Below are 23688 nucleotides of genomic sequence, written 5' to 3' on the forward strand. Positions count from 1 at the left end.
GTTTAATCATTTTTGGTATCTTTTCATGATTATAAAAGTATATGTCCTCATCATTGGCCGCAGATTCTATAGAACTTCTATCCCCTTAAAACATTCCTGAGAAATAAAAATCCGCGGTTTCCCCTTAATTCTTTTCCTATATGTCCAAGTCCTTTTTCCCTTCCTTCATAAACTATCTACGAACAGCTACGTTAATCGAAAGGAGAAGGTATAATTGCAAACTGTTATTCACTTAAACTTGAGGGTTGATCCCACCCAGTATATCCCTCAGATACGAGAAGTCCCTGGTTACGATTATATTCATATGGTGCGTCAGCCAAAGTACATGACTGACCTATCTCTGTTAAATGAAAAGGTTCACTATCTCAGTGAAATTTATTCCCCAAAGAAGTTCATTAAGAAAAACAATGTTTCTCTTTTACATGCCCACCATGGCCAGTTGGGCATATTGCTGCTCCCTTTCAAGGAAAAGACAAAACTTCCGCTGGTAACGAGTATTAGAGGCCGTGATGCAACCCTCGCTGATCAGCCCGTGGCTTATTTGGAACATATGAAAATGCTCTTTGAGAAAGGAGACCAATTCTATCCTGTTTGTCATTATTTAGCTGAACGGATTAAATCCTGGGGCTGTCCTCCAGAAAAAATCAAAGTCCTTTACGGAGGAGTTGATTTAACAAAATACCATTACAGAGCTCCGAATGTACTTGGATCAGGACAGAATATTCTTTCCGTAGGCAGATTGGTAGAAAAAAAGGGCCATCATGTCTTGATGCAAGCCTTCCAAAAAATTAAAGATCGCTTCCCTGATTCCACGTTGACCATCATTGGAAGAGGAGAACTCGAGGAGGAACTTCTCTCTTTAGCCAATCAACTAAATCTAGGTGACTCATTCCGCCTATTAAATCATCTCCCAAAAGAGCAAGTACAGCAGTATATGATGAATGCCGATTTGTTCTGTGCTGCAAGCCTTGAGGCCGCCAATGGAGACGTCGAAGGAATACCAAATACCTTGAAAGAGGCTATGGCGTTAGGGGTGCCGGTAGTCTCTACCTATCATGCGGGCATCCCTGAATTGATTACCCATAATAAAGAAGGGGTTCTCGTACAGGAAAACAATGTCGATGAACTTGCAGCTGCACTTGAATATATGCTGAACAACAGGGGGCATTGGACATCTTATACTAGCGCCGCACGGCAAAAAGTTGAACAATACTTTGATGCTGAGAAACAACTTCTTTTACAGGCAAAATATTACGATGATTTGTTGGGAGGGAAAAGCAAATGAAGGAATTTAAATCAATTAAAGTTACCAAAGGCATAAAAACCTTAATAATTGATAACCCAACTAACTATCCAATGATTGGAATGGGCTCTCAAGGAGCTGTATTTAAGTTATCTGAAGAAAAATGCGTAAAAATCTATACTGACGAGATGCAGGCGAAGATGGAGGCAGAGGCACTGAAAGCTGGCCAACATTTAACCTTTTTCCCAAGACTATATGAAACAGGGACTAATTTTGTGGTAATGGAATACTTTAACGCACCTACATTGAAGGAATATCTGCGAAACTGCACCTATATCCCTGAATCGATTACAAAAAAACTTCTTTCTATGCTAAATGCAATGAAAAAAGCAAATTTTACGATGGTCGATGCACCACTGCGGCATATTTTTGTCCTGGAAAATGAAGAATTAAAAGTAGTCGATCACGTCAACGCCTTTAAACGGCAACACCCAGTTCCACTTAAACTATTAAGAGATTTAAATATTATTCTATTAAAAGATTCTTTTTTATCCCGAGTCCAAAAAATGGAGCCCGATTCCTTAAAAACATGGGAAGAGTATTTCGATAATAACAGTCTTGATTACAGGAATATTCCTGTCACATCAGGCGGTTCCGGAAAAGGTGTCAAGGTAGACAGTGCTGTATCGCAGCCACTAATCGGCAAGGGCCATCAAGGTGCGGTTTATCGCATAAGTGAAGACAAGTGTGTAAAGATTTATGGCAAACCAGATCACTGTAAACAAGAAAAAGAGGTTTTATTATCCAACCAGGATTTACCCTTTATTCCAAAGGTCTATGAAACAGGTCAGAATTATATTGTCATGGAATATTTAAGAGGTGCTAATCTAAACCAGTACCTAAAGAAGCAAGATAGTCTTTCAGAAGAAATAACAAAGCGACTATTAGACATTTTAACTGCGATGAAAAATTCTGGATTCAAACAAATCGATGCACCGTTAAGGCATATTTTCCTGACCAATCAAGGGTTCAAATTTGTCGATCATGTTTACTCATATACGCGGGTACAAGACCGTCCTCTCGAATTGTTCCAAAACCTTCATGAAAGAGGTTACCTGGAGGCATTCCTTGAACAGGTAAAAGCATTGGACCCTAAAACTCATGCAAAATGGACGAGCGAGCCTATCCCGCTCTCTGAGAATAATCAGGAAATTGTTGAAGAGGTTGCATCAAAAGAGGCACAGCCAAAGAAAAAAGCGCATACTACAGAAAAAGAACGGTCAATGAAAAAAGCGAAGCATCCTGCAGGAAAGAGCAAAAAGAGCTGGTTTAGAGAACAATATCGCAATCCGTTAAAGGATAGAAAAAGATGAGTATTATCGTTACAGGTGCAGCTGGATTTATAGGGTTTCATCTGTCAAAACAACTATTAGCACTGGGGTATCACGTGATTGGTATTGATAATCTGAATGAATATTATGATGCCGCTCTGAAAAAGGATAGGTTAAAACTGTTAGAAACAAACGCTAATTTTACTTTTCACAAAATGGATTTGGCAAATCAAGAAGAAGTACATTCCCTCTTCAAAAAGCATTCAATCAATATCGTGATCCATTTAGCTGCTCAAGCAGGAGTACGATATAGTCTAACCCACCCACACTCATATGTTCATTCGAACCTGCTGGGATTTTTGAATATTTTAGAGGGGTGCAGGCAATTTCCGGTAGAGCACTTGATTTACGCCTCTTCCAGCTCTGTATATGGGGCAAATACCAAAACCCCCTTCTCTGAGAAAGATCCAGTCGACCACCCGGTAAGCTTGTATGCTGCCTCTAAAAAGGCAAATGAATTAATGGCGCATACGTATAGCCATCTATACGATATTCCCACCACAGGATTGAGGTTCTTTACAGTATACGGCCCATGGGGGAGACCTGACATGGCCTATTATTCATTTACTAGAGATATCATTCAAGGCAACCCAATAAACGTATTCAATCATGGTGACATGAGCAGGGACTTTACTTTTATTGACGATATCGTTGACGGAATCGTCAAACTGCTCCATCGTCCGCCTAAGCGCCAGGATGAATGGAATCGCAAGAAGCCAGAGCCAAATTCCAGCTATGCGCCTTACAAACTCTATAATATCGGTAACAATAACCCCGTAAAACTCCTGGATTTCATTCAAACTCTAGAAGAAAAAATCGGCAAAAAAGCAAAGAAGGTATTTTTACCAATGCAGCCAGGTGATGTGAAAGTCACTTATGCGGATATAACTGACCTTCAAAGGGATGCAGGCTTCTCTCCTTCTACAGCGCTAGATAAAGGGCTAGAATCCTTTGTTGATTGGTATAAAGAGTATCATCTAAAAGAATGATTGTTAATGGCATAAACAGCACCTAGCTATAGGCTATGGACCAATTTTAGAAGAAAACTGAAATGGCCGAATAAAATACAACAAAAACCGCATTCAGTGGATGCGGTTTTTGTCATGCTATATATCCAATACCAGGTCCCCCTTCCCCCGCGAAACGCAGATTAGGATTGCCCGATTTGAACGCTGCTGGTCTTCTGTCAGGAATGAATCGTAGTGATCAATCTCCCCTTCAGCTACCTTCACTTCACATGTACCGCAGCCTCCTACTCTACAGGAATACGGGACATCAATGCCATTTTGGTGAAGGACATCCAGCAGTGATTGCTCTGTGGGCACTATGAGGTGCTTGCCACTCTTCTTCAAGGTAATTCCAAACGGGACTGAATCCTTCTTCACGGGTGGTGCGAATCGTTCATAATGAACATTGAACGCAGGATAGCCAAAGCTTTTGGCTGCATTCGTGAATTCCTGTATCATTTTTTCAGGCCCGCAAAAATAGACATGTGTACCGATTCGGTGATTTTTAAGAAGGTTGATTGTTAACCGTTTAGGATTCTCTCCTTCTGAAAAATAAAAATGGCAATGTTCAGGATAGTTCTCGTTCAAGTAATCATAAAAGGCGCACTGCTCCTTTGATTTTGCCGCGTAATGCAGTTCAAAGGATTGATCTTTTTCAGCAAGATCCGCCATCATCGATAAAAAGGGCGTAATTCCAATACCAGCTGCATAAAAAACATGATGCTTAGCCTGGAAACTCAAAGCAAAATGATTTTTCGGGTAGCTGATTTTTAACACATCTCCTTCGGTAACTCGATGATGCCAGTAATCGGAGCCGCCAGTTGAAGGTTTTGCCAGCCGTATTGCAATTTCGATCAAGCCGGGTTCTGACAGGTTAAAAACTGAATACGACCTTTCCAATGCTCCTGCTTCCTTCGGCAAATAAGTGGTAATATGAGATCCCCCGCTGAATGGCGGCAGCTTTGATCCATTCAGTTCCTGCAGAGTGAATCTTTTAATTGTCGCTGTTTCTTGTTTAATTGATTTTATCCGTACGTCCAAGGTAGATTTACGATGCAATCGATGGCTCCTCCTATTCTATTGGATTGTGACATACCCCAAATAGGCATCCAAACGGCGTGAATAATGATCTGACACTTCAAGCTCCAGTCCGCAGTGTGCACACGTGATATATGATTGAACATCTACTTCACTTTCACCGTGACAAGTACAACAGACCAGTTTTTTCTTAGCTGTCCCAGTAGGGAGCGAATGCAAGTCATGTTCGGAAAAGCCTATCTTCAATGCTTTATTTTGTATCCTTTTTAAAAAATCCGCTGCACCCGAAATGTACAGATATACCCCCATTTTCTGCTGACTGAGCCATTCATCCACAAAGCTTTCTTCACTCACATCTTGAAAAATATGAAAATCAAACGGCACATTCTCATCTATGGCCTGGGTAACGAGAATATATAAAGACCTGGCACCTTTTGAATCTGCGCAAAACAGAAACTTTCTCTTGCCTTCCATCAATGTTAAATAATCCTGATTCATCTCTTTTTTAATTCCCCCTCCAGATATTCCAGGACAACATCACGATAAAGAGAGATCCCCTTATAGTCAGCGATGAATTCCGGAAGTTCTTTTAGGATTGCCGAAAACTGCTCCAGCCATGGCGTATGCTGAACGAACTCTTCAAGCGGAAGCAAATGGGTATGGATCGTAAATAAAATTCCATTGCTTTTTGGAAGACGGAATAATTTTTGAACTTCTACTCGGAAATGAACCATCTCGCCAGCATTTTCTTTGGTCACCTTTTTTCGGCTCTGTCCCCAATCTGCAAAGGTTTCGAGCGATGTATCCAAGGTGTTTCCTGCCATCAATGACCAGTTTTTCCTCCACCAGGGACTTCCTGCCTCGATTCTCATTAAAAACTGGAGGATGCGTTCATCAAGAGATTCGGACTTGAAACGGGGAATGGGTGTATGAATTTCTTTGAATGACATACCAGCATCAAAATACAAGGACCAATTGGCTGGAAAGCAGAGCTGGCCCGCATCCAGGAATAAATCCCCGTCCCGCTGCATCATCAGGATCAAGTCTTCCTGGACATGCCTTCCTACAAAATCAAGAGGCTCCTCTTCCAGTGTCGTCGAATCCCCAAATGTGAAGGAGTATTTCTCATCGGTATGAAGGTTAGTGAAGATCCACTTATCATCGTTGGTAACAAGCTTGAATTTTCCGGGATCATACTCGGCCAAATCGTGCAAGATCAAATCCAATGCTTCCCACTGGGCTTTCATGGTATGAGGCTCTGAATGATAACATCTTTCTGGGTGCTTATTCAGCAGCTTTCTTTTCAGATTCATTTCCTCTATATAAGTTTCCGTCACTTCGATGGCAATTGGTGGATTTAATGGAATGGCATTGTTAGAATATCTATATACATCATGTTCACCAAACGGATAAGGAAATGAACGGATATCCTCAGCGGAGACCATCCAACCCCTCCTTTTCTGAATTTTTCATCTACTTAATACTATACAGAAGTTTGCTGAGGAATTCATTACTAGCGGGAAAGTTGGACAAGCTTATATAGGGCAAGTAGGAAACGTCGGTATAATTGTGTCTTTTTCCTGAAATAATGATGAAGTATGCAAAGCCGGAGTTTTATCACTTGACACTTAATTGGTTTTATATAATAATCGTTACTGTATTAGAATTATTCTAGTTTACCGAATAGTTAACTGAACTTATCAGTGAAACTATTTCAAAAAATAATTCAACCATTCAAGGAGGAAATTAATCATGGCATTAATCGGCACTCAAGTTCTACCATTCACAGCAAACGCATTCCACAACGGAGAATTCATCACTGTTTCTGAAGAAAACCTAAAAGGCAAATGGAGCGTAGTTGTATTCTACCCAGCTGACTTCACATTCGTATGCCCAACTGAACTTGAAGACATGCAAAACGAATATGCTACATTAAAAGAAATGGGAGCTGAAGTATACTCTGTATCAACTGATACTCACTTCACTCACAAAGCATGGCATGATCACTCAGAAGCTATCGGCAAAATCGAGTACATCATGATCGGCGACCCTTCACAGAAGATCTCTCGTAACTTTGATGTATTGAACGAAGAAGATGGTCTTGCAGAGCGCGGAACTTTCATCATCGATCCAGACGGCGTTATCCAAACTGTTGAAATCAACGCAGGCGGAATCGGCCGTGACGCTAGCCAGGTAGTAAGCAAGCTAAAAGCTGCACAATATGTACGCAACAACCCAGGCGAAGTTTGCCCTGCTAAATGGAAAGAAGGCGGCGAAACTCTTAAGCCAAGCCTTGATCTTGTAGGAAAGATTTAAGGGGTACACTCCCATGTTATTAGATGCAGAAATTAAAGCACAATTAGCCCAATATCTTCAAATGATGGAGGGCGATGTGCTGCTTAAAGTTAGCGCAGGATCGGATGATGTATCACGAGACATGCTGGCTTTAGTCGATGAATTGGCAACAATGTCATCCCACATCAAAGTGGAGCATGCAGAACTCGAAAGAACACCTAGCTTCAGTGTCAACCGCCCTGGCGAAGACACTGGCGTGACTTTCGCCGGCATTCCTTTAGGACATGAATTCACTTCATTAGTACTGGCTCTATTACAGGTTAGCGGAAGAGCTCCTAAGGTAGACCAGAAAGTCATCGATCAGGTAAAAGCGATCAAAGACGAATATCGTTTTGAAACTTATGTCAGCCTGAGCTGCCATAACTGCCCTGATGTGGTGCAGGCCTTGAACCTGATGAGCATTTTAAACCCTGGCATTTCCCATGTCATGATCGATGGCGCAGCTTTCAAGGAAGAAGTTGAAAGCAAGCAGGTCATGGCCGTGCCTACGGTATTCTTGAATGGTGAAACATTCGGAAGCGGACGTATGTCCCTTGAAGAAATCCTTGCAAAAATGGGTTCAGGCCCTGATGCAACTGAATTGAACGATAAAGAGCCTTATGATGTCCTTGTTGTCGGCGGCGGACCAGCTGGTTCCAGTGCGGCCATCTATGCAGCACGTAAAGGAATCCGTACAGGGATTGTTGCAGAACGCTTCGGCGGACAGGTTATGGATACTTTAGGCATTGAGAACTTCATCAGCGTGAAGCATACTGAAGGTCCAAAGCTTGTTGCAAGTCTTGAGGAGCATGTTAAAGAGTACGGTGTTGATATCATGAACTTGCAGCGTGCTAAACGCCTGTCTAAGAAAGACCTCGTTGAAGTTGAACTTGAAAATGGTGCAGTCCTTAAGAGTAAAACTGTCATCATTTCAACTGGTGCCCGCTGGCGTAATGTCAACGTACCAGGAGAAGCTGAGTTCAAGAACAAAGGGGTTGCCTACTGCCCTCACTGTGATGGACCATTGTTCGAAGGTAAAGATGTTGCGGTAATCGGCGGAGGAAACTCCGGTGTTGAAGCAGCAATCGACCTTGCGGGTATTGTAAAGCACGTAACAGTCATCGAGTTCAACCCAGAGCTTAAAGCTGATGCTGTTTTACAAGAACGCTTGAACAGCCTTCCAAATGTTACAGTCGTGTCGAACGCTCAAACAACTGAGATTACCGGAACAGATAAAGTGAACGGTATTTCCTATGTTGACCGCACAACTGGAGAAGAACATCATGTAGAGTTACAAGGTGTATTCGTCCAGATCGGCCTTGTACCGAACACAGAATGGCTCGGAGACACGCTTGAACGCACTCGCTTCGGTGAGATTGTCGTAAACAAGCACGGTGCCACTGACCTTCCTGGCGTCTTCGCTGCAGGCGACTGCACAGACAGTGCATACAAACAAATCATCATTTCAATGGGATCAGGTGCAACCGCAGCATTAGGTGCATTTGATTACATGATTCGAAATTAATTTATGCAAAAGAAGCTGACTTAAAAGGTCGTTGAATGACGCCTTTTGAGTCAGCTTTTTATTTTTTATATACTTATACCTTGGGAATTATTGAAGCTGCGTTCTACAGAATTACATATATTTAATAAGTGGATTAATAGAAGGATCTGGGAGAAAAACTAAGGGTAGCTATTTGGTTAAAGGATGTGACTTTAATGGAATTTTTCCAAAGCCAGGATTCGCTTACTGCTATTCAGTGGGTGCTGCGGGCTATTATTGGGTTTTTCTTTTTATTAATTGTAACCAGAGCTCTTGGACAACGTGCCATCTCCCAATTAAGACCCCTGGATTTTGCCATTGCTCTAGTAATCGGGAACATTATTGCCCATCCCCTATCAGACGAGCATCTAGGGTTGAAAGGCTCTATTATCACAACTACTGTCTTATTGGCTTTATATCTTGGCGGAATCTATATGATACTCAAATTCCCCTGGTTTAGAAGGATACTCAACCATGCACCAATCACCATTGTTGAAAATGGAGAAATACTTAACAAAGGATTAAAAAAAGCAAGGATCTCCATTGATGTATTATTGGAAGAGCTGCGAGAAAGAAAAATAGAAGATGTGAAAAAAGTAGCCCTGGCGATTTGGGAGGCTGACGGGAAATTATCCGTCTTTTTAGATCCAAAATATGAACCACTGACTCCCTCCTCAATTCAAATGGCTGCAGAACCATTCAATTTTCCAAGGACGATCATTAAAGAAGGGAAAATAAATTACGAAGTATTAAAACAAGTTCACAAGGACGAAGGTTGGATTGTTTCAAATTTAGAAAATATTTATCAGACAGAGATTAAAGATGTTCTGCTTGCTACCCTTGATAATAAAGACATCCTTAAAGTATTTTTATATAAATAATCAACTATTCCCACCCAACAGCGAAGTATAGAGTAAAAAACAACCTTCAATCCAGGGGATTGAAGGTTGTAGCTCTATCTGCTGAGGACCTTTACTTTTTCATTTAAACCCAGCATTTTAGCTGTTGAATCGTGGATTTCATGGAACAAATCCGGATTGTCGACTAAAGACACTCCATACGAAGGTACCATTTCTTTAATTTTATCCTTCCATTCGAACATTCTCTCTGGGAAGCACTTTTCCAGTACTTCCAGCATGACGTTTACCGCAGTAGATGCTCCTGGAGATGCCCCTAGCAATGCGGCCACTGAGCCATCAGAGGAGCTTACAACCTCTGTACCAAACTGTAGTGTCCCTTTGCCGGATTCCGTGTCTTTGATGACCTGGACACGCTGCCCTGCGACTACCATACTCCAATCCTCGCTTTTCGCATTAGGGATAAACTCACGCAGTTCTTCCATCCGCTTTTCATGCGATAGCATAACCTGCTCGATCAGGTATTTAGTCAGGGCCATTTCCTTCATTCCTGCCGCTAACATCGTAATGACGTTATTCGGCTTTACTGAACCAATTAAATCTAAATTCGAGCCTGTTTTCAGGAACTTCGGTGTGAAGCCCGCAAACGGTCCAAACAGCAAGGACTTTTTATTATCAATGAATCGTGTATCCAGGTGCGGAACAGACATTGGAGGAGCCCCTACCTTGGCTTTACCGTAAACTTTCGCATGGTGCTGCTCTACCACTTCCGGATTGTTGCATACCATGAATAGTCCGCTTACTGGGAATCCGCCAATTTGTTTTGATTCGGGAATCCCTGTTTTTTGCAGCAATGGCAGACTGCCGCCCCCACCGCCAATAAAAATGAATTTCGCGAAATGGGACTCTGTCCTGCCGCTATCAAGATTTTTTACCTTGACTTCCCATGTGCCATCGCTAGCACGTTTGATATCTTTCACACTATGTCTATAGTTAATCTGGACGTTTTTACTCTCCAGATGTTCAAATAGCATCCTTGTTAAAGCTCCAAAGTTAACATCCGTGCCTGAATCTATTTTGGTTGCAGCAATCGGCTCAGTTGAAGTACGTCCCTCCATGACTAAAGGAATCCACTCCTTCAGCTTTGCTGGATCTTCCGAATACTCCATCCCTTGAAACATAGGAATACTTGAAAGCGCTTTAAAACGATTTTTCAAAAACTCTACATTCTTTTCCCCTTCCACTAGACTCATATGAGGCAGCGGCCTGATAAAATCTTCGGGATTGCGAATCAAGTTGCTTTTTACAAGATGTGCCCAAAACTGTCTTGAAATTTGAAACTGTTCATTTACGTTAATAGCTTTGCTAATATCTATTGATCCGTCAGGTTTTTCAGGTGTGTAGTTAAGTTCACACAATGCGGCATGGCCGGTACCTGCGTTATTCCACTCGTTAGAGCTTTCCTCGCCTGCTGAAGCGAGTTTTTCGAACACTTTGATTTCCCACTCTGGTGCTAACTCTTTCAGTAAGGATCCCAACGTCGCACTCATGACTCCGGCACCAATTAAGATAACGTCTGTTGCTTTCTGTACGTTGCTCATTATATCCTTCCTTGTCCCATATATTTGAGTAGTCACGACAATTTTTGCTTTCGAGCCTACCTTTGTTAAAACCATAACATAATCTATTATAATGATTTACGGATTAAAAATCCTACTATTTACTGATAATTATAAACTATTTTACCACTGTAAAAAAGAGAGAAGCCCTTCCATCATTCTGAAAATCCAAAAATAATGCCTTAATCCATAAAAAAATAAGATTAAGACATTGGCCTAACAGATCTCTGATTTTATCTTTTTAAATAAACAACTAATGATGACAAATGCTGCTTACCCTATTCCTGCCCGATTGCTTTGCCACATAAAGACACTTATCTGCCTTTTTAACAATTTCTTCAGGATCATGGACCGTTTCTGGATAAGTAGCCACCCCGATTGAAACTGTAATGTTAATTTGTTGTTTTTCATCAATAGGAAAAGAATGTTGGGACACAGATTCTCGAATCCTCTCGGCAATCTCCATGGCTTGATGATTCGGACAGTCAGGTAAGATTACAGAGAATTCTTCTCCTCCATTTCTTGAAACAATATCAAAAGACCTGGTGTTATTTTTTAGGACCTGGCCTAGTTCGATCAGTATTTTATCTCCAGCCGGATGGCCGTATGTATCATTCACTTTTTTAAAATAATCAATATCCAATGTAAGGAGTGAGAGCTTTTCTCCTTTTTCCTTCGCATTTTTCACAAACATGTTAAAGATATAATCAAATTGACGTACATTGTTTAATCCCGTTAAGTAATCGATTGATGCTTCTTCCTTGTATCTTTCTAATAAAAAATGAGACTTTCTTTGGAAATTAACAAAAAAAACACTTACGAATCCACCAAGATATGCGATTCCCCAATAAGATGGCACCAAAATCTTCAATACACCAAAATCTCTGACTAGAATAGTTATAATCACTGTAAAAACGAGATTGGTGGCAAGAATCATTAATGAACTTTTCTTATTCAGGTTCACATTCTTGTTCAATAATCGGCTAATGATAAAATAAAACAGCATGATCAAAATCATTAAAACCATTGCACCATATGCAGATAGAGTAACACCATATAGAAATCTGCCAACAATGATGATCACCCCACAAAGCAAAGCCGGCCGAATCCCAATAAACAAAGTGAGCAGCATGACTGGAATAAACCTTAAGTCTACAATTGTCTCACTTGTTACCTGAATGGAATAATACATAAGGATCATTCCTAATGAACCACCTGCAACTCCATCAAATAAATCCGCAATATACCATTTCTTTTTTTCTACTTTCAATTTCCACCTTAATTGGACATAAACAAAGAGCAGAGCAATCAAGATACATAAATTAACTAATAAATGATCGATGAGCAAGCAATACACTCCTAGTACTTTAGTCCCTTTAGTATATCAATACCGATTATTTTCTTCCAATCTTTGTATGATTGCATATATGATTTTCCATAATTTCAAAAAAATTTTATGCTAGTGCCATATAAAATTTGTAACAACAAAGGCTTCAGGTATTTGTACCTGAAGCCTTTGTTATCTAAATCTATTATACTTGCATACTCGCTAAGGCGATACGGAAAGGGTGAAGCTCTGCCGTCATGACTCCCTCCACAACAGCCGGATCGCTCAGCATTATCCTCTCAGCCTCTCCCTGGGATTCCGCTGTAAACACCACGATGCCAAAGGCAGTCTCATCCATCGTCGTTGTTCTTCCTGCCATTATGACCGTCCCTTTTGCTAATAGACGTTTTAAACTCTCAAAATGCCTTCCGACGATTTCGTTCGTTTCATTCGTCCAGTTGCTTTCCACCAGGTACTCTGGCATAAGCCGAAGAACGTAAATAAACTGTTGAGGCTCCATTCAACTCCCCACTTTCCCATTCATTCCTAAGTACCAAAATATTTCTTTTTATTTGTTTACTTTTCCATAAAGAACATAGAAATAGCCCCTAAACCAACATGGGTTCCAACTGATACCCCCATTTGCATAATGTGAATGTCACCTTTGAAATCTGTATCAAGTTGAATTTTAGCTTTAAGATTTTCTGCAACTTTATGATCTGATGTATAACCAAGGATAATAAATTCCGTCATTTTCGGGTCATTTCTTTTTATAAATTCCTGCGTGTAATGCTGGAGTACTCTTTTTAAACCTCTTTCTTTTCCCACTATCGCCCCTTTTCCATCCTTCATCGACATGATGGGCTTTAGCATTAAAATTTTGCCTATTATGGCACTTGCATTGGTGAGTCTGCCGCTCTTTAATAAATGATCTAAATCATCAACAGATAGAAAATGTTTGACCTTCGTCTTATACTTTTCGTTAAAAGCAACGATTTCTTCAAACGAAGCTCCTCGCTCCCTCATCAACGCACTTTTCAAAATCAGCCACCCGCTTCCATGGCTCATGCTTTTTGAATCTACTATATGTACTTTGACATTCGAATTTGGATACTCCTCGAAAAAATAATCTCTGGCTAGAACAGCTGATTGATATGCACCGCTCGTTCCGCTGGACATGCAGATACAAATTATTTCTTTATGGCCATCTTCAATAGCCTCATTCATTATTTTCTGGTACTCCGCTGGACTAGGCATGCCTGTCGTTGGAAACTCCGGTAATGCTTCCATCATCCCATAAAATTCATCCGGATGGATATCGACCCTGTCTTTATAGACTTTCCCCTCAATGTTTATCGTCAGGGGTGCCAAGCTGATATCGTACATTTTTAGTACTTCATCAGATAAATCACATGTGGAATCAGCCATAATTTTTATCATTTATATCCTCCAAGACGGCATTTTATCACCTTACCTATTTCTTCTATTGTAACCTTACAGAGTCAAATAAGTTTATAAGAAAATATACCATTTTTAGAATCTAAGAAATTGATGAAATTTTACTGATTGTCAAGACGGATAATCCTCTCTGTCTCTGGTAAATATGGAATCGTAAAATATTTATCGTATAGCTCTTCGGGGTTTTCAGGATATTTCTAAACCATACCCTTTCTGCTAAGCAGATGAATTTGTTTTCGGTACGACTATAGGTTATCATCTGTGTAGAAAACACGATAGTTGCAGCCTGTTTGCGGGAGATAATCAAGTTTTATGAGTGATTTAAAATGCGAAGTATGGCTAGAAGCGTTCCAAACAACAGTTGAAGCAAAAAGTCTAACCAAAGCAAATGAAATATTAACTGAGGCGCAGCCTGATAAAATAAGCAGATAAAATCCTGAAAATGACATTGGAGCTATATAATCTATAGATTGAGTACAGGAAGAGTTATGTGGAATTTTAGACGGATTAAATAAGATGAAGAATTTCCTGATAAAACATGTGATACAAGAACTATAATTCAGCTATTATCGATGCTTAAATAATAAGCATGAAAAGAGGTCTACAAATGAAAGCTTTAGTATTCGAACACTTTGGCGGTCCAGAAGTTTTAGCATACAAAGATATAAGTGATCCAATTATCGGGTCAGACGAAGTCCTTGTCAGAACAAAAGCAATCGGATTAAACTTTGCAGATATTTATCGAAGGAAAGGTAACTATCATTTAACAGGACAGCCTCCATACATCCTGGGTTATGAAGGTGCTGGAATTGTTGAGGAAGTTGGCAGTGGAGTATCTTCTGTTAAGATTGGGGATCGAATTGGATTTGCTGATGTTCCTTTTGCCAACGCAGAACTTGTGGCGGTACCTATAGAAAAAGCCATCCCGCTTCCAGAAAGTATTTCTTTCGAGACTGCAGCATCTATTCTGCTTCAGGGCTTAACTGCTCATTACCTCGTACATGACAGCTATGCTATTAAATCCGGAGATATTGCAGTCATACATGCAGCAGCAGGTGGAGTTGGACAATTATTAATTCAAATGGTTCATCTACTTGGCGGAAAAACAATAGGACTTACCTCTTCTAAAAATAAAGCAGAAATGGCCCTAAAAGCGGGAGCAGAGGAAGTATTCCTCTACCATGAAAATTGGGCAGACAAAATCATGCAAGTAACGAATGGGAATGGAGCAGATGTAGTTTTCGAATCAGTCGGTTCTACATTATCAGAAAGTTTTTCTGCAACTAAAGTAGGCGGTACGGTGGTATTCTTTGGTATGGCCGGCGGTGACCCTCAACCCGTGGATCCAAGAATGTTAATGGATACTTCGAAGACCCTAACAGGCGGCGACCTCTGGAATGTCCTTATTTCAAGAACAGAAAGAATAAACCGCGCACTGCAGTTGTTCAAGTGGATAGAGAATGGAGAATTACTCATACAGTCCCCTATCACATTCAAATTAAAGGACGGGCAGGAGGCTCATCAATTACTTGAAAGTCGCAGGAGCACAGGCAAAATTTTATTACTACCATAGAACGAAGAAAGGAGAACTGTAATTAGTTCTCCTTTTTTAGTATTGAAATTTTCATCTCACAAACATGCAAAACTTAATTTCTTATGATAATTTACTAACCTACTGATGATAAAGTGAAACTTCAACTCTTTGCTTTACCACTATTTATGGTACGGTTCACCGCGATTTATCCTGTAAGCCCGATAAATTTGCTCAACGAGGATCAATCGCATTAGTTGGTGAGGGAATGTCATTTTAGAGAAGGATAGTTGTTCATCGGCTCTTTTCAGTACTTCATCGCTCAGCCCTAGGGATCCGCCGATAACGAAAGCGATTTTGCTTTTTCCGTATGTGGCTAGTTTATCGAGTGTGTCGGCAAGTTCTTCTGATGACTTGAGCTTTCCGTTAATGGCGAGGGCGATCACATAGGCATCAGGGCCAATTTTTGCGAGGATCCGTTCGCCTTCTTTTTGCTTGACCTGGACCATTTCGGTTTCACTCAATTCCTCGGGCGCTTTTTCGTCAGGCACCTCGATCACTTCCACTTTTGCATAGCTTCCCAGACGTTTTAAGTACTCCTCAATCCCTTGCTTGAGGTATTTTTCTTTTAATTTGCCAACCGTCACGATTGAGATATTCACAGTCATCCCCACTTTACAAACAGATTACAAACAGTTTACAAACAACTTATCAACAGGAGTTATCCACATATTCACATCGATATCCACATTTAGTAGGCGATCATTCGTTCGCCACAATATATATAGCAGGTTGTCCACAGTATCCACAGATAAACTCCGACTTATCAACAGACTCTAATTTCGTTAATTGAGGTGCTGTTTCAAACTCATCAACCGCTTCATCCAGCGCCAATTCTACATGTTCACCGCAACAATACTTCATAACACTCATCCTTTCAGCTTCCTTTTATATGATTATTATTTGCTTATTTTCCCTTTAAAATTTATCCACAATGACCATTCTAACATACGAAAAGCGGAAGCGCCTTGGTCAGCCCCGACAAGCGCTGGAGGGCCTGACCGTGAAGTCGTTCTTTGACTTCATTGGCAGGACCGAAGCGTCTCGAGGGGCTAGGCGCTGTAGCTAGACACTATTCTTATTACATAATTCATACTTCTTATTAGAAAAAAACAGGAAGCATTACGCCTCCTGTCCTTATCCACAACTCCTATAATGTTTCTCCACCCAACTTCATTGTTGTTTCTTCCAGCTGGCCATTTCGATAGTACTTGACCTGCATATCGTCGCCAACCTTCTTTTTATTGTAAAGATGCTTGCGGAGGTCAACGACGTCACGAATTTCCGCACCATCCATTTCAATAATGACATCATACTCCTTCAATCCTGCCTGGGCAGCCGGTGAATTTGGCTGTACACCTCTGATTGCCACACCGTAGTTCACTTCCTTAGGAAGCTTCAGAGTATTCTGCTGGTGGTAAGATGAAATTTCATTGACTGAGGCCAATTCAACGCCCATGAATGGCCGCTGTACTTCCCCTGTTTTCTCCAAATCCTCGATGATTGGAGCCGCGTAATTGATTGGGATCGATAAACCGATTCCTTCTACAGCACTTTGGGCAATTTTCATCGAGTTAATGCCCACCACCTGGCCATCGATATTAATCAAAGCCCCTCCACTGTTGCCAGGGTTAATTGCTGCATCAGTCTGTAAAACTTCTGCTTGCCAATCGGGGGTTCCGTCCTGGTTGATATCGACTGGAATCGCCCGTTCTAAACCAGAGATGATTCCCTGTGTAACAGATCCTGAAAAAGTTAGTCCGAGTGGGTTACCAATTGCTATGACCGGTTCACCTGGTTTCAAGTTGTCTGAGTTTCCGAATTCAGCAACAACCTCAATCTGATCGGCTGAGACTTCCAATACAGCCAGGTCAGTCCAGATATCGCTTCCTAAGAGCTTGGCAGGTATTTTCGTTCCGTCGCTCAAACTTACCTCTAGTGCAGAGGCTTCAGCCACAACATGATGGTTTGTGACGATATAGGCTTTGCCGCCCTCTTTCTTATAAATTACGCCAGATCCCGTTCCGCCCGATTCCTGGGATTGCCCCCAGAAGCTCGTGCTCTCCTGGATATTCGTAATGCCCACTACAGCATCTCCCGCCTTGTCGACGGCTTCAGTGATCTGCGAGTAGACATCAATGGATACATTTTTTTTAGAAGTATTGCCATCTTCACTTTCTTCCGCAGGCTTTTCATCAGTTACAGCTGTTTGGTTATGAGGTTCTATTTTGTATGGCAACACATCCAAGTTAGCTAATAGAGGAATCGAGAAGATCACCAATAATGCACCAATGACTGCACCTGCCAGGCTGGCCCAGAAAAAGCCGCCTTTCCTGCTATTTTGCGGTTTATACCGACTTTGATAATCCTGATCATAATAACCCAATGTCCACCAATCCTTTCTTTCATCGACCAATAGATACGTTAGTTATTTTTATATAGATTATTATACTACCAGTGAAGGTAATTTCTAAATCATAAGCCTCTCTATAACCTGGAAAATAAAAAGGAGCAAAAGCATCCTTATGAACTGTGCCTTTACTCCTTTACTTATTCATTCATTGCCATAAACAAACTAAATTGTTGTCAAAGGAGTTGGAGTCTTCGGATCTGTATCTAGCAAATCGAACTGCTCTCCAACTAAGATGCCTTTGCCTTCCAGGGTTTGGGTGACTGACATCCTGGCAAGGTCCTTCATGTTGTTATCCGTGCTTAAATGAGCCAGATAAATCCGTTTTGTCTTATCCCCTGCGACCTCGCTCATCGCGACAGCTGCATCCTCATTCGAGACATGACCATAATCACTCAGGATCCGTCGCTTGACGCTCCATGGATATCTCCCCATCCTCAGCATCTGGACATCATGGTTGCTTTCGAACACATAGGCATCAGCATTGGAGATGATCCCCTTCATCCGGTCGCTGACATAGCCAGTGTCCGTGATGAGCACCAACTTTTTGCCGTCTTTATGGAATACGTAGAACATCGGCTCTGCCGCGTCATGCGAGACACCGAAGGATTCAATATCCAGACCGCCAAAGGCTTTCACGGTTTCCATGTCAAAAGAGAATTTCTGCTCTAGCGGGACTTCCCCAATCAAGCCGTCCATCGCTTTCCAAGTCTTTTCATTCGCATAGATTGGCAGCTTATACTTACGGGCAACGATTCCTATGCCTTTTATATGATCGCTATGTTCATGCGTCACTAATATACCAGAGAGGTCTTTCATATTGCGGCCGATTTGCTTGAATAATGCCTCCATCTGTTTGCCGCTCAATCCAGCATCCACCAAAAAGGATTGGCCCTCCGTCTCCACATAGATCGCATTTCCCGTACTCCCGCTGGCGAGAACACTAAAATGCAAACTCATATCTATTCACTCCGTCACTTTAATTTCTCCGTCTGACAACGGGATGACCCTACCCTCGAATGCATGTACAAAAAGGTTCTCCTTGCCATTGACTTCAATCCTCCATGTCGGTGTCACAACATGTGAGGCAGTCAGGGAAACAAGAGTGGAATAACCTAATTTAAAATCGGTAATTTTACTCTTCGGCTTGATCAAACCTTTTTTATATAGAGTTTCCACCGCCCTTAATGGCGGCAGTAATTCTTCTGCTTCCGAGAGCTCATCGATGATCTCCACATATGTTTGCTTATACGAAGTCACTTCATTATTTTCATTGAAATAAAACGTCAATTTCGCATTGCTGTTATAGTAAAATGTCTTATTGTCGTGTTCCTGGTAATACGTAATCGTTTTACCTTCATCATTTTTACTCCAGAACTTATACTCTTCACCAGCAAAAATGTTCGCTTTTATAAAATCAGACAGCTCGGCCGGCTGGAACTTGCTCGTTAATTTAAACGGCTTGTCCAGCTTAGCTTCAATAGAAGTCCCATCCCCCAGACTGACTGTCTGCCCTTTGGTCTTTGCCATCTCCTCGGTCGTGAAGACTTTCGTCCGCACACTTAGATACTGCTCTTTCTTTTTGATATCAGGGAGTTCAACATAGGTGATATCATCATTCTTCAGCTTTTCCTCCAAGGTCGCTTCCTTTGGGATTTCATACTGGGCAGCATCCCTCGTATTATTGAACTGATAGACAAGATAGACATCGAGGACGAGGAACGTAAGAATAAAGATTGTCTTGATCCTACTCCAATCCATTATTCAATTCCTCCTCCCATATCAGCTGCCTCCACTGCTGATCATATAAATAGAACCAGCCCGGCTCCAGCAGAATCAATGAATTTTCTGGTCCCTGAGTCATGTAATAGCCAGGCATAAGGTTTTGAAGCAGCTCCAGCTTGAAATCCTTCTTGCTTTGCAGGTACTCCAGCGCTTCATATCCGGACGGCAATGTCTTTGTGACGACATCCGGATTCAAAGGCAGTTCCAGGTGGAATCCTGGGCGCACATATCTGCTGATTTCCGATTGTCTCCACTGCTGATAGATCTCTGACATCCCTATTTGGTTAAACACAGGGTACCCTTCCTTGCTGTACAGTCGGAAAAGGACATTCTGGTTAAAATCATCCTTATACACATATCGGTACGTTTCTGTCCAGCCGCCATGGCTATTCACAAACTCGATGCTTTTCTGTAGAACATTGTTCGTGCCGATAACCGAATCACCAGTCCGAACTGGATTCACATAGTTAATCATATTGGTTTGCGTATCCACGATCATTTTGCTGGCATCATCTGTGTATTCTTCAACACCCTCCACCACACTGCGCTGAACAAAGCTCGGATCCGCAAATAGCGCATCCTTGAACTGTTCTGAATCCAATGGATTTTGATAATAGGTATGCATCACCATATTCACTTCTTCGGTTGGCAGATAGATCTTCCTAATGTCTGAAACGGTATATAGGAAATATGGCGTCAGCCTTTTTGAAGTATCATAGTATTTTTTTGTAAAACTATTTATATAGGAAGGACTGACATTGCTTACATAGACTTCCTGGTTTTTTTGCGAGTAAAAATAGACTATTCCTTCTTGCTTTTGCTGGGTTTCTGAATTGATGATAATCCTGTCAAAATCAAACTTCGGGATATTCTTCTCGTCAATATTCAATACTCTTTTATAGAGTTCGATCGGTATTTCATCCGGAAAAATGATTTCGGTATTTTCACCCTGGACTATTCTTTCATTAAAATCACTGATTCGTCCGGGATATTGTTCCACATCAAAGTATTTCCATTTCGAAATGACTCCAATAAGATCATCAATATGGCCATTGTCTACAGAGCCAAACTGTTTCCCGCCTACATGATAAATAATCTGGTGTGGCTTAACGATTTTCTTAAGTTCCTTCTGTGTGGCAATGTTGATTTCTTCAACTGTTCTTTGATTGTTGACCAACTCATATTCCGGCTGGTATGTCCAAATATTCCAGGTTAAAAAACCACTCAGCGCGACGAGAAATGTTAAAATAACAGATTTTATATTTTCATATGTCATGACCAATCATCCTCTGCACTTCGGTCATATGGAAGCGTAAATTGAACAGTAGTTCCCTTTCCCTCCACACTTTCTGCCCATATTCTGCCGCCATGGGCATTGACCATTTCCTTGGCGATGGCCAGCCCAAGTCCTGTACCGCCAAGTTTCCTTGTCCTGGCTTTATCGACACGGTAAAAGCGGTCGAAAATTTTATCAAGATTATCTTTCGGGATGCCGACCCCTTCGTCAGAGATGCTAGCGACAATCTGGTCATCCAGCTCTTTCACTTCGAACGTAATTTTTCCGCCTTCAGGTGAATACTTCATAGCATTAGAAATGATATTATCAAGTACTTGCGTAATTTTATCTTCATCTATTTCTACGAAAATCGCATCCTCTGTGATTTCCCTTTTGAAGGAAACATTTTGTTCCTTCGTCATTTCAAATCGGTCAATGATCCTGTTAAAAAAGATCGGAAAGTTGACCCATTCTTTTGAAAGGCGATAATCGACGCTATCCAGTTTTGAAAGCTGGAGCAAATCGTTAACAAGCCGGATCATCCGCTCTGTTTCACCTCTGGTCGTCTCTAGGAAGTTTGGAGCGATTTCCTCATCCCTCCAAGCTCCTTCCGCTAACGCTTCGAGATAGCTGCGCATCGTTGTCAGTGGAGTACGCAGTTCATGGGAAACATTCGCAACAAATTCGCGTCTCTCCATATCAATTTTCTCTTGTTCCGTGATATCGTACAGAACAGCAATCAATCCATTCACAAAGCCACTTTCCTTCTGAATCACAGAAAAGTTTGCCCGAAGGATAAATGGCTTGCTTTTCGTACTGTAATCCAGGACGATTGAATCTTTCTCCTGCAGTAAATCTTCAAACGTATAGTTTTCATCCAGTCCAAGCACGGAAACCAAGGGTTGTGACAGCACTGTTTCACGTGGAACACCAAGCATCTGTGTCGCAGGGTCATTGATCAGGATGATGCGTCCCTTCCGGTCAGTCGAAATGACTCCGTCGGTCATATAGGAAATGACAGAGGACAGCTTCCTTTTCTCCCCTTCAGTTGTTGCCTGGGCTTCCTGCAGCTTCTTCGTCAGATTGTTGAAAGTGATCGCAAGTTGGCCAATTTCATCGTAGCCATACACTTTTACCTTCCTGGAAAAATTGCCGCGCGTCATGGCCAGGGCTTGTTTACGCATATCAGATATCGGCCTCGTGATCGTCTGTGCCAGCAAGATGCCCAAAATGGCTGTAAAAATCAGGGCAATGGCTGTTCCGGTAGCCAGGATTTTATTGATATCATTCATCTGCTCAAAGATATCATCAATCTGGGCTACAAGATAGACAGCGCCTATTGCTTCACTGTTATGCATGATAGGTGTGGACAGTACCCAAACCCTATCATTGCCTTTCAACTGGATTCCGTCTTCATCTTCTTCAAAGATGATCGAACGCTTGATTTTGACATCAGGTGTCCTTTGCCCCACCATTCCCTGATTAGTGGAACTTGATGTACCTAGTACTTTAAAGCTGCTTCCGTCAATTACCCGGATTTCAGAAATATCATTGGCTTTATAATCTCTTAAAATCTCCCTGATCGCTTCCTCTTTCGTCGGATCTTCCTTTCCGCGCTCCTTGACTAGCTCTTCCTGTATATCATAAACCAGCAGGTCCACACGGGATTTTATAGAATCCTGGTAATTCGTCATCAGGGTCGTCTCAAGTTTGCGGACAAAGTAAACTCCGATGATTTGCATGGCAACCAGAATAAGCAGGACATAAATAATCACAAATTTAAGATGAATGGAGCGAAAGAAACCTACCTTTTTCATCCCTGTCCTTACTCCTGCTCAGAGTTTCTCAAATAGTATCCTACTCCTCGTCTTGTCACGATCCATGTCGGGTGGCTTGGATTATCTTCGATTTTTTCGCGAAGACGTCTCACCGTTACGTCTACTGTTCGGACATCTCCATAGTAGTCATAACCCCATACCGTTTGCAGCAAGTGCTCCCTTGTCATGACTTGTCCAATATGCTTGGCAAGATAATGGAGAAGCTCGAATTCACGATGCGTCAATTCAATCGTTTCTCCTCTTTTAGAAACAACATAAGCATCCGGGTGGATCGTCAAGGAACCAACCGAAATTTCATTGGATTCTTCCTGTTCATCTTCTTTGATGGCATTCTGCTGATGGCGACGCAGGTTTGCTTTTACCCTGGCAATCAATTCCCTTGTGCTGAAGGGCTTGGTGACATAATCATCCGCTCCAAGTTCAAGTCCGAGAACCTTATCAATTTCAGAGTCTTTAGCAGTCAGCATGATAATCGGCATCTCATATTTTTTACGGACCTCACGGCATACTTCCATGCCATCACGCATCGGCAGCATGATATCCAGCAGGATCAAATCTGGCTGGACTTCCTCCACCATCTCAACTGCCTGATTCCCATCATATGCACAGTAAACATCATAGCCCTCTTTTTTTAGATTAAACTGTAAAATATCTGCAATTGGTTTTTCATCGTCTACTACGAGTATTTTCTTTTCCATACCAATTCTCCTTTTAAGCCAAATTATCAATCGTATATGAATAATTCTTATCTTTGTAAAAATGCTATCTTATCTATTTTACTGTAAATCAGAGAAAAACTGAATTTTTCTGTTATATAACTTCTATTCTTCTCTTCCCAATTGTACCAATCCTGCCCATAACAATAAACTGTCAGGATTATTATGATGTTGGACCATCGCAAAGGAACAAGGCAAGCTCTAATAAAAAAAGTCTCTAGTTTGGCTAGAGACTTTCATTGTAATGAACTTAGT

At 41.4% G+C, this 23688-nt stretch carries 22 protein-coding genes; 7 read left to right on the top strand and 15 right to left on the bottom strand.

The features are described from left to right. Positions 1 to 214: 214 nt before the first annotated feature. Genes LGO15_RS23860 through LGO15_RS23870 form a run of 3 tightly spaced genes read left to right on the top strand, consistent with a single transcriptional unit; the run spans position 215 to position 3623 of the window. On the top strand, positions 215 to 1285 hold the full coding sequence (locus LGO15_RS23860; RefSeq protein ID WP_167830993.1) for a glycosyltransferase: 1071 nt from the start codon (positions 215 to 217) through the stop codon (positions 1283 to 1285). Next, positions 1282 to 2616, top strand: a complete 1335-nt coding sequence (locus LGO15_RS23865) for a protein kinase family protein (protein WP_226086284.1) — start codon at positions 1282 to 1284, stop codon at positions 2614 to 2616. Before LGO15_RS23860 ends, LGO15_RS23865 begins: the two co-directional genes overlap by 4 nt. Further along, positions 2613 to 3623: an NAD-dependent epimerase gene (locus LGO15_RS23870; RefSeq protein ID WP_226086285.1), complete on the top strand. Its 1011-nt coding sequence runs from the start codon at positions 2613 to 2615 to the stop codon at positions 3621 to 3623. The genes LGO15_RS23865 and LGO15_RS23870 overlap by 4 nt, the downstream gene beginning before the upstream one ends. Before the next feature lie 117 nt (positions 3624 to 3740). On the opposite strand, the gene LGO15_RS23875 is transcribed toward LGO15_RS23870, so the two are convergent. The 3 genes from LGO15_RS23875 to LGO15_RS23885 are packed head-to-tail and all read right to left on the bottom strand — an operon-like array spanning position 3741 to position 6124. Next, on the bottom strand, positions 3741 to 4700 hold the full coding sequence (locus LGO15_RS23875; protein ID WP_226086286.1) for a PDR/VanB family oxidoreductase: 960 nt from the start codon (positions 4698 to 4700) through the stop codon (positions 3741 to 3743). 18 nt (positions 4701 to 4718) lie between these two features. Then, positions 4719 to 5177, bottom strand: coding sequence for a dimethylamine monooxygenase subunit DmmA family protein (locus tag LGO15_RS23880; protein ID WP_167830990.1), 459 nt, complete (start codon positions 5175 to 5177; stop codon positions 4719 to 4721). Next, complete coding sequence (locus LGO15_RS23885) at positions 5174 to 6124, bottom strand: heme-dependent oxidative N-demethylase family protein (protein WP_226086287.1); 951 nt, start codon at positions 6122 to 6124, stop codon at positions 5174 to 5176. The genes LGO15_RS23880 and LGO15_RS23885 overlap by 4 nt, the downstream gene beginning before the upstream one ends. A gap of 307 nt (positions 6125 to 6431) precedes the next feature. Here LGO15_RS23885 and ahpC point away from each other — a divergent pair, with 307 nt between their 5' ends. The 3 genes from ahpC to LGO15_RS23900 all read left to right on the top strand — a co-directional run bounded on the left by ahpC (position 6432) and on the right by LGO15_RS23900 (position 9437). Further along, entirely contained in the window at positions 6432 to 6995 is a 564-nt protein-coding gene (gene ahpC / locus LGO15_RS23890) for an alkyl hydroperoxide reductase subunit C (RefSeq protein WP_167830988.1), read from the top strand. Positions 6996 to 7008: 13 nt separating this feature from the next. Continuing rightward, positions 7009 to 8538, top strand: a complete 1530-nt coding sequence (gene ahpF, locus LGO15_RS23895) for an alkyl hydroperoxide reductase subunit F (RefSeq protein WP_226086288.1) — start codon at positions 7009 to 7011, stop codon at positions 8536 to 8538. 194 nt (positions 8539 to 8732) lie between these two features. Then, positions 8733 to 9437, top strand: coding sequence for a DUF421 domain-containing protein (locus tag LGO15_RS23900; protein ID WP_226086289.1), 705 nt, complete (start codon positions 8733 to 8735; stop codon positions 9435 to 9437). A gap of 74 nt (positions 9438 to 9511) precedes the next feature. On the opposite strand, the gene LGO15_RS23905 is transcribed toward LGO15_RS23900, so the two are convergent. From LGO15_RS23905 to LGO15_RS23920, 4 genes are all read right to left on the bottom strand, one after another. Further along, entirely contained in the window at positions 9512 to 11089 is a 1578-nt protein-coding gene (locus tag LGO15_RS23905) for a malate:quinone oxidoreductase (RefSeq protein ID WP_226086290.1), read from the bottom strand. A 196-nt stretch (positions 11090 to 11285) separates the two neighbouring features. Next, a complete protein-coding gene (locus LGO15_RS23910) occupies positions 11286 to 12302 on the bottom strand; it encodes a diguanylate cyclase (RefSeq protein WP_226086291.1) in 1017 nt (338 codons plus the stop codon). A 262-nt stretch (positions 12303 to 12564) separates the two neighbouring features. Next, a complete protein-coding gene (locus tag LGO15_RS23915) occupies positions 12565 to 12879 on the bottom strand; it encodes a YciI family protein (protein WP_226086292.1) in 315 nt (104 codons plus the stop codon). 56 nt (positions 12880 to 12935) lie between these two features. Continuing rightward, positions 12936 to 13799 carry a DegV family protein gene (locus LGO15_RS23920; RefSeq protein WP_226086293.1) on the bottom strand — a complete coding sequence of 288 codons (864 nt, stop codon included), beginning with the start codon at positions 13797 to 13799 and terminating at the stop codon, positions 12936 to 12938. Positions 13800 to 14424: 625 nt separating this feature from the next. Here LGO15_RS23920 and LGO15_RS23925 point away from each other — a divergent pair. Next, positions 14425 to 15390: a quinone oxidoreductase family protein gene (locus tag LGO15_RS23925; RefSeq protein ID WP_226086294.1), complete on the top strand. Its 966-nt coding sequence runs from the start codon at positions 14425 to 14427 to the stop codon at positions 15388 to 15390. A gap of 140 nt (positions 15391 to 15530) precedes the next feature. On the opposite strand, the gene rlmH is transcribed toward LGO15_RS23925, so the two are convergent. The 8 genes from rlmH to yycF form a co-directional block, all read right to left on the bottom strand. Beyond that, positions 15531 to 16010, bottom strand: coding sequence for a 23S rRNA (pseudouridine(1915)-N(3))-methyltransferase RlmH (gene rlmH, locus LGO15_RS23930; RefSeq protein WP_167830979.1), 480 nt, complete (start codon positions 16008 to 16010; stop codon positions 15531 to 15533). A 100-nt stretch (positions 16011 to 16110) separates the two neighbouring features. After that, a complete protein-coding gene (locus LGO15_RS23935; RefSeq protein ID WP_167830978.1) occupies positions 16111 to 16272 on the bottom strand; it encodes a CxxH/CxxC protein in 162 nt (53 codons plus the stop codon). Between the two features lie 286 nt (positions 16273 to 16558). Next, positions 16559 to 17794, bottom strand: coding sequence for a S1C family serine protease (locus LGO15_RS23940; RefSeq protein WP_226086295.1), 1236 nt, complete (start codon positions 17792 to 17794; stop codon positions 16559 to 16561). A gap of 189 nt (positions 17795 to 17983) precedes the next feature. After that, positions 17984 to 18778: an MBL fold metallo-hydrolase gene (locus LGO15_RS23945; protein WP_226086296.1), complete on the bottom strand. Its 795-nt coding sequence runs from the start codon at positions 18776 to 18778 to the stop codon at positions 17984 to 17986. Positions 18779 to 18784: 6 nt separating this feature from the next. After that, a complete protein-coding gene (locus tag LGO15_RS23950; RefSeq protein ID WP_226086297.1) occupies positions 18785 to 19579 on the bottom strand; it encodes a two-component system regulatory protein YycI in 795 nt (264 codons plus the stop codon). Continuing rightward, positions 19566 to 20879, bottom strand: a complete 1314-nt coding sequence (locus LGO15_RS23955; RefSeq protein WP_226086298.1) for a YycH family regulatory protein — start codon at positions 20877 to 20879, stop codon at positions 19566 to 19568. The genes LGO15_RS23950 and LGO15_RS23955 overlap by 14 nt, the downstream gene beginning before the upstream one ends. Continuing rightward, positions 20876 to 22696: a cell wall metabolism sensor histidine kinase WalK gene (gene walK, locus LGO15_RS23960; RefSeq protein ID WP_167830974.1), complete on the bottom strand. Its 1821-nt coding sequence runs from the start codon at positions 22694 to 22696 to the stop codon at positions 20876 to 20878. The genes LGO15_RS23955 and walK overlap by 4 nt, the downstream gene beginning before the upstream one ends. 8 nt (positions 22697 to 22704) lie before the next feature. After that, positions 22705 to 23415: a response regulator YycF gene (yycF, locus tag LGO15_RS23965; RefSeq protein ID WP_167830973.1), complete on the bottom strand. Its 711-nt coding sequence runs from the start codon at positions 23413 to 23415 to the stop codon at positions 22705 to 22707. Between the last annotated feature and the right edge of the window lie 273 nt (positions 23416 to 23688).

The organism is Mesobacillus sp. S13, assembly GCF_020422885.1.
Lineage (GTDB): Bacteria > Bacillota > Bacilli > Bacillales > Cytobacillaceae > Mesobacillus > Mesobacillus selenatarsenatis_A.

Excerpts from the sequence above, each read along its gene's own strand:
- LGO15_RS23865 (WP_226086284.1), top strand. The coding sequence starts at position 1,282 with ATGAAGGAATTTAAATCAATTAAAGTTACCAAAGGCATAAAAACCTTA.
- LGO15_RS23870 (WP_226086285.1), top strand. The coding sequence starts at position 2,613 with ATGAGTATTATCGTTACAGGTGCAGCTGGATTTATAGGGTTTCATCTG.
- LGO15_RS23880 (WP_167830990.1), bottom strand. The coding sequence starts at position 5,177 with ATGAATCAGGATTATTTAACATTGATGGAAGGCAAGAGAAAGTTTCTG.
- LGO15_RS23885 (WP_226086287.1), bottom strand. The coding sequence starts at position 6,124 with ATGGTCTCCGCTGAGGATATCCGTTCATTTCCTTATCCGTTTGGTGAA.
- ahpC (WP_167830988.1), top strand. The coding sequence starts at position 6,432 with ATGGCATTAATCGGCACTCAAGTTCTACCATTCACAGCAAACGCATTC.
- ahpF (WP_226086288.1), top strand. The coding sequence starts at position 7,009 with ATGTTATTAGATGCAGAAATTAAAGCACAATTAGCCCAATATCTTCAA.
- LGO15_RS23900 (WP_226086289.1), top strand. The coding sequence starts at position 8,733 with ATGGAATTTTTCCAAAGCCAGGATTCGCTTACTGCTATTCAGTGGGTG.
- LGO15_RS23905 (WP_226086290.1), bottom strand. The coding sequence starts at position 11,089 with ATGGTTTTAACAAAGGTAGGCTCGAAAGCAAAAATTGTCGTGACTACT.
- LGO15_RS23915 (WP_226086292.1), bottom strand. The coding sequence starts at position 12,879 with ATGGAGCCTCAACAGTTTATTTACGTTCTTCGGCTTATGCCAGAGTAC.
- LGO15_RS23920 (WP_226086293.1), bottom strand. The coding sequence starts at position 13,799 with ATGATAAAAATTATGGCTGATTCCACATGTGATTTATCTGATGAAGTA.
- LGO15_RS23925 (WP_226086294.1), top strand. The coding sequence starts at position 14,425 with ATGAAAGCTTTAGTATTCGAACACTTTGGCGGTCCAGAAGTTTTAGCA.
- LGO15_RS23935 (WP_167830978.1), bottom strand. The coding sequence starts at position 16,272 with ATGAAGTATTGTTGCGGTGAACATGTAGAATTGGCGCTGGATGAAGCG.
- LGO15_RS23945 (WP_226086296.1), bottom strand. The coding sequence starts at position 18,778 with ATGAGTTTGCATTTTAGTGTTCTCGCCAGCGGGAGTACGGGAAATGCG.
- LGO15_RS23950 (WP_226086297.1), bottom strand. The coding sequence starts at position 19,579 with ATGGATTGGAGTAGGATCAAGACAATCTTTATTCTTACGTTCCTCGTC.
- LGO15_RS23955 (WP_226086298.1), bottom strand. The coding sequence starts at position 20,879 with ATGACATATGAAAATATAAAATCTGTTATTTTAACATTTCTCGTCGCG.
- walK (WP_167830974.1), bottom strand. The coding sequence starts at position 22,696 with ATGAAAAAGGTAGGTTTCTTTCGCTCCATTCATCTTAAATTTGTGATT.
- yycF (WP_167830973.1), bottom strand. The coding sequence starts at position 23,415 with ATGGAAAAGAAAATACTCGTAGTAGACGATGAAAAACCAATTGCAGAT.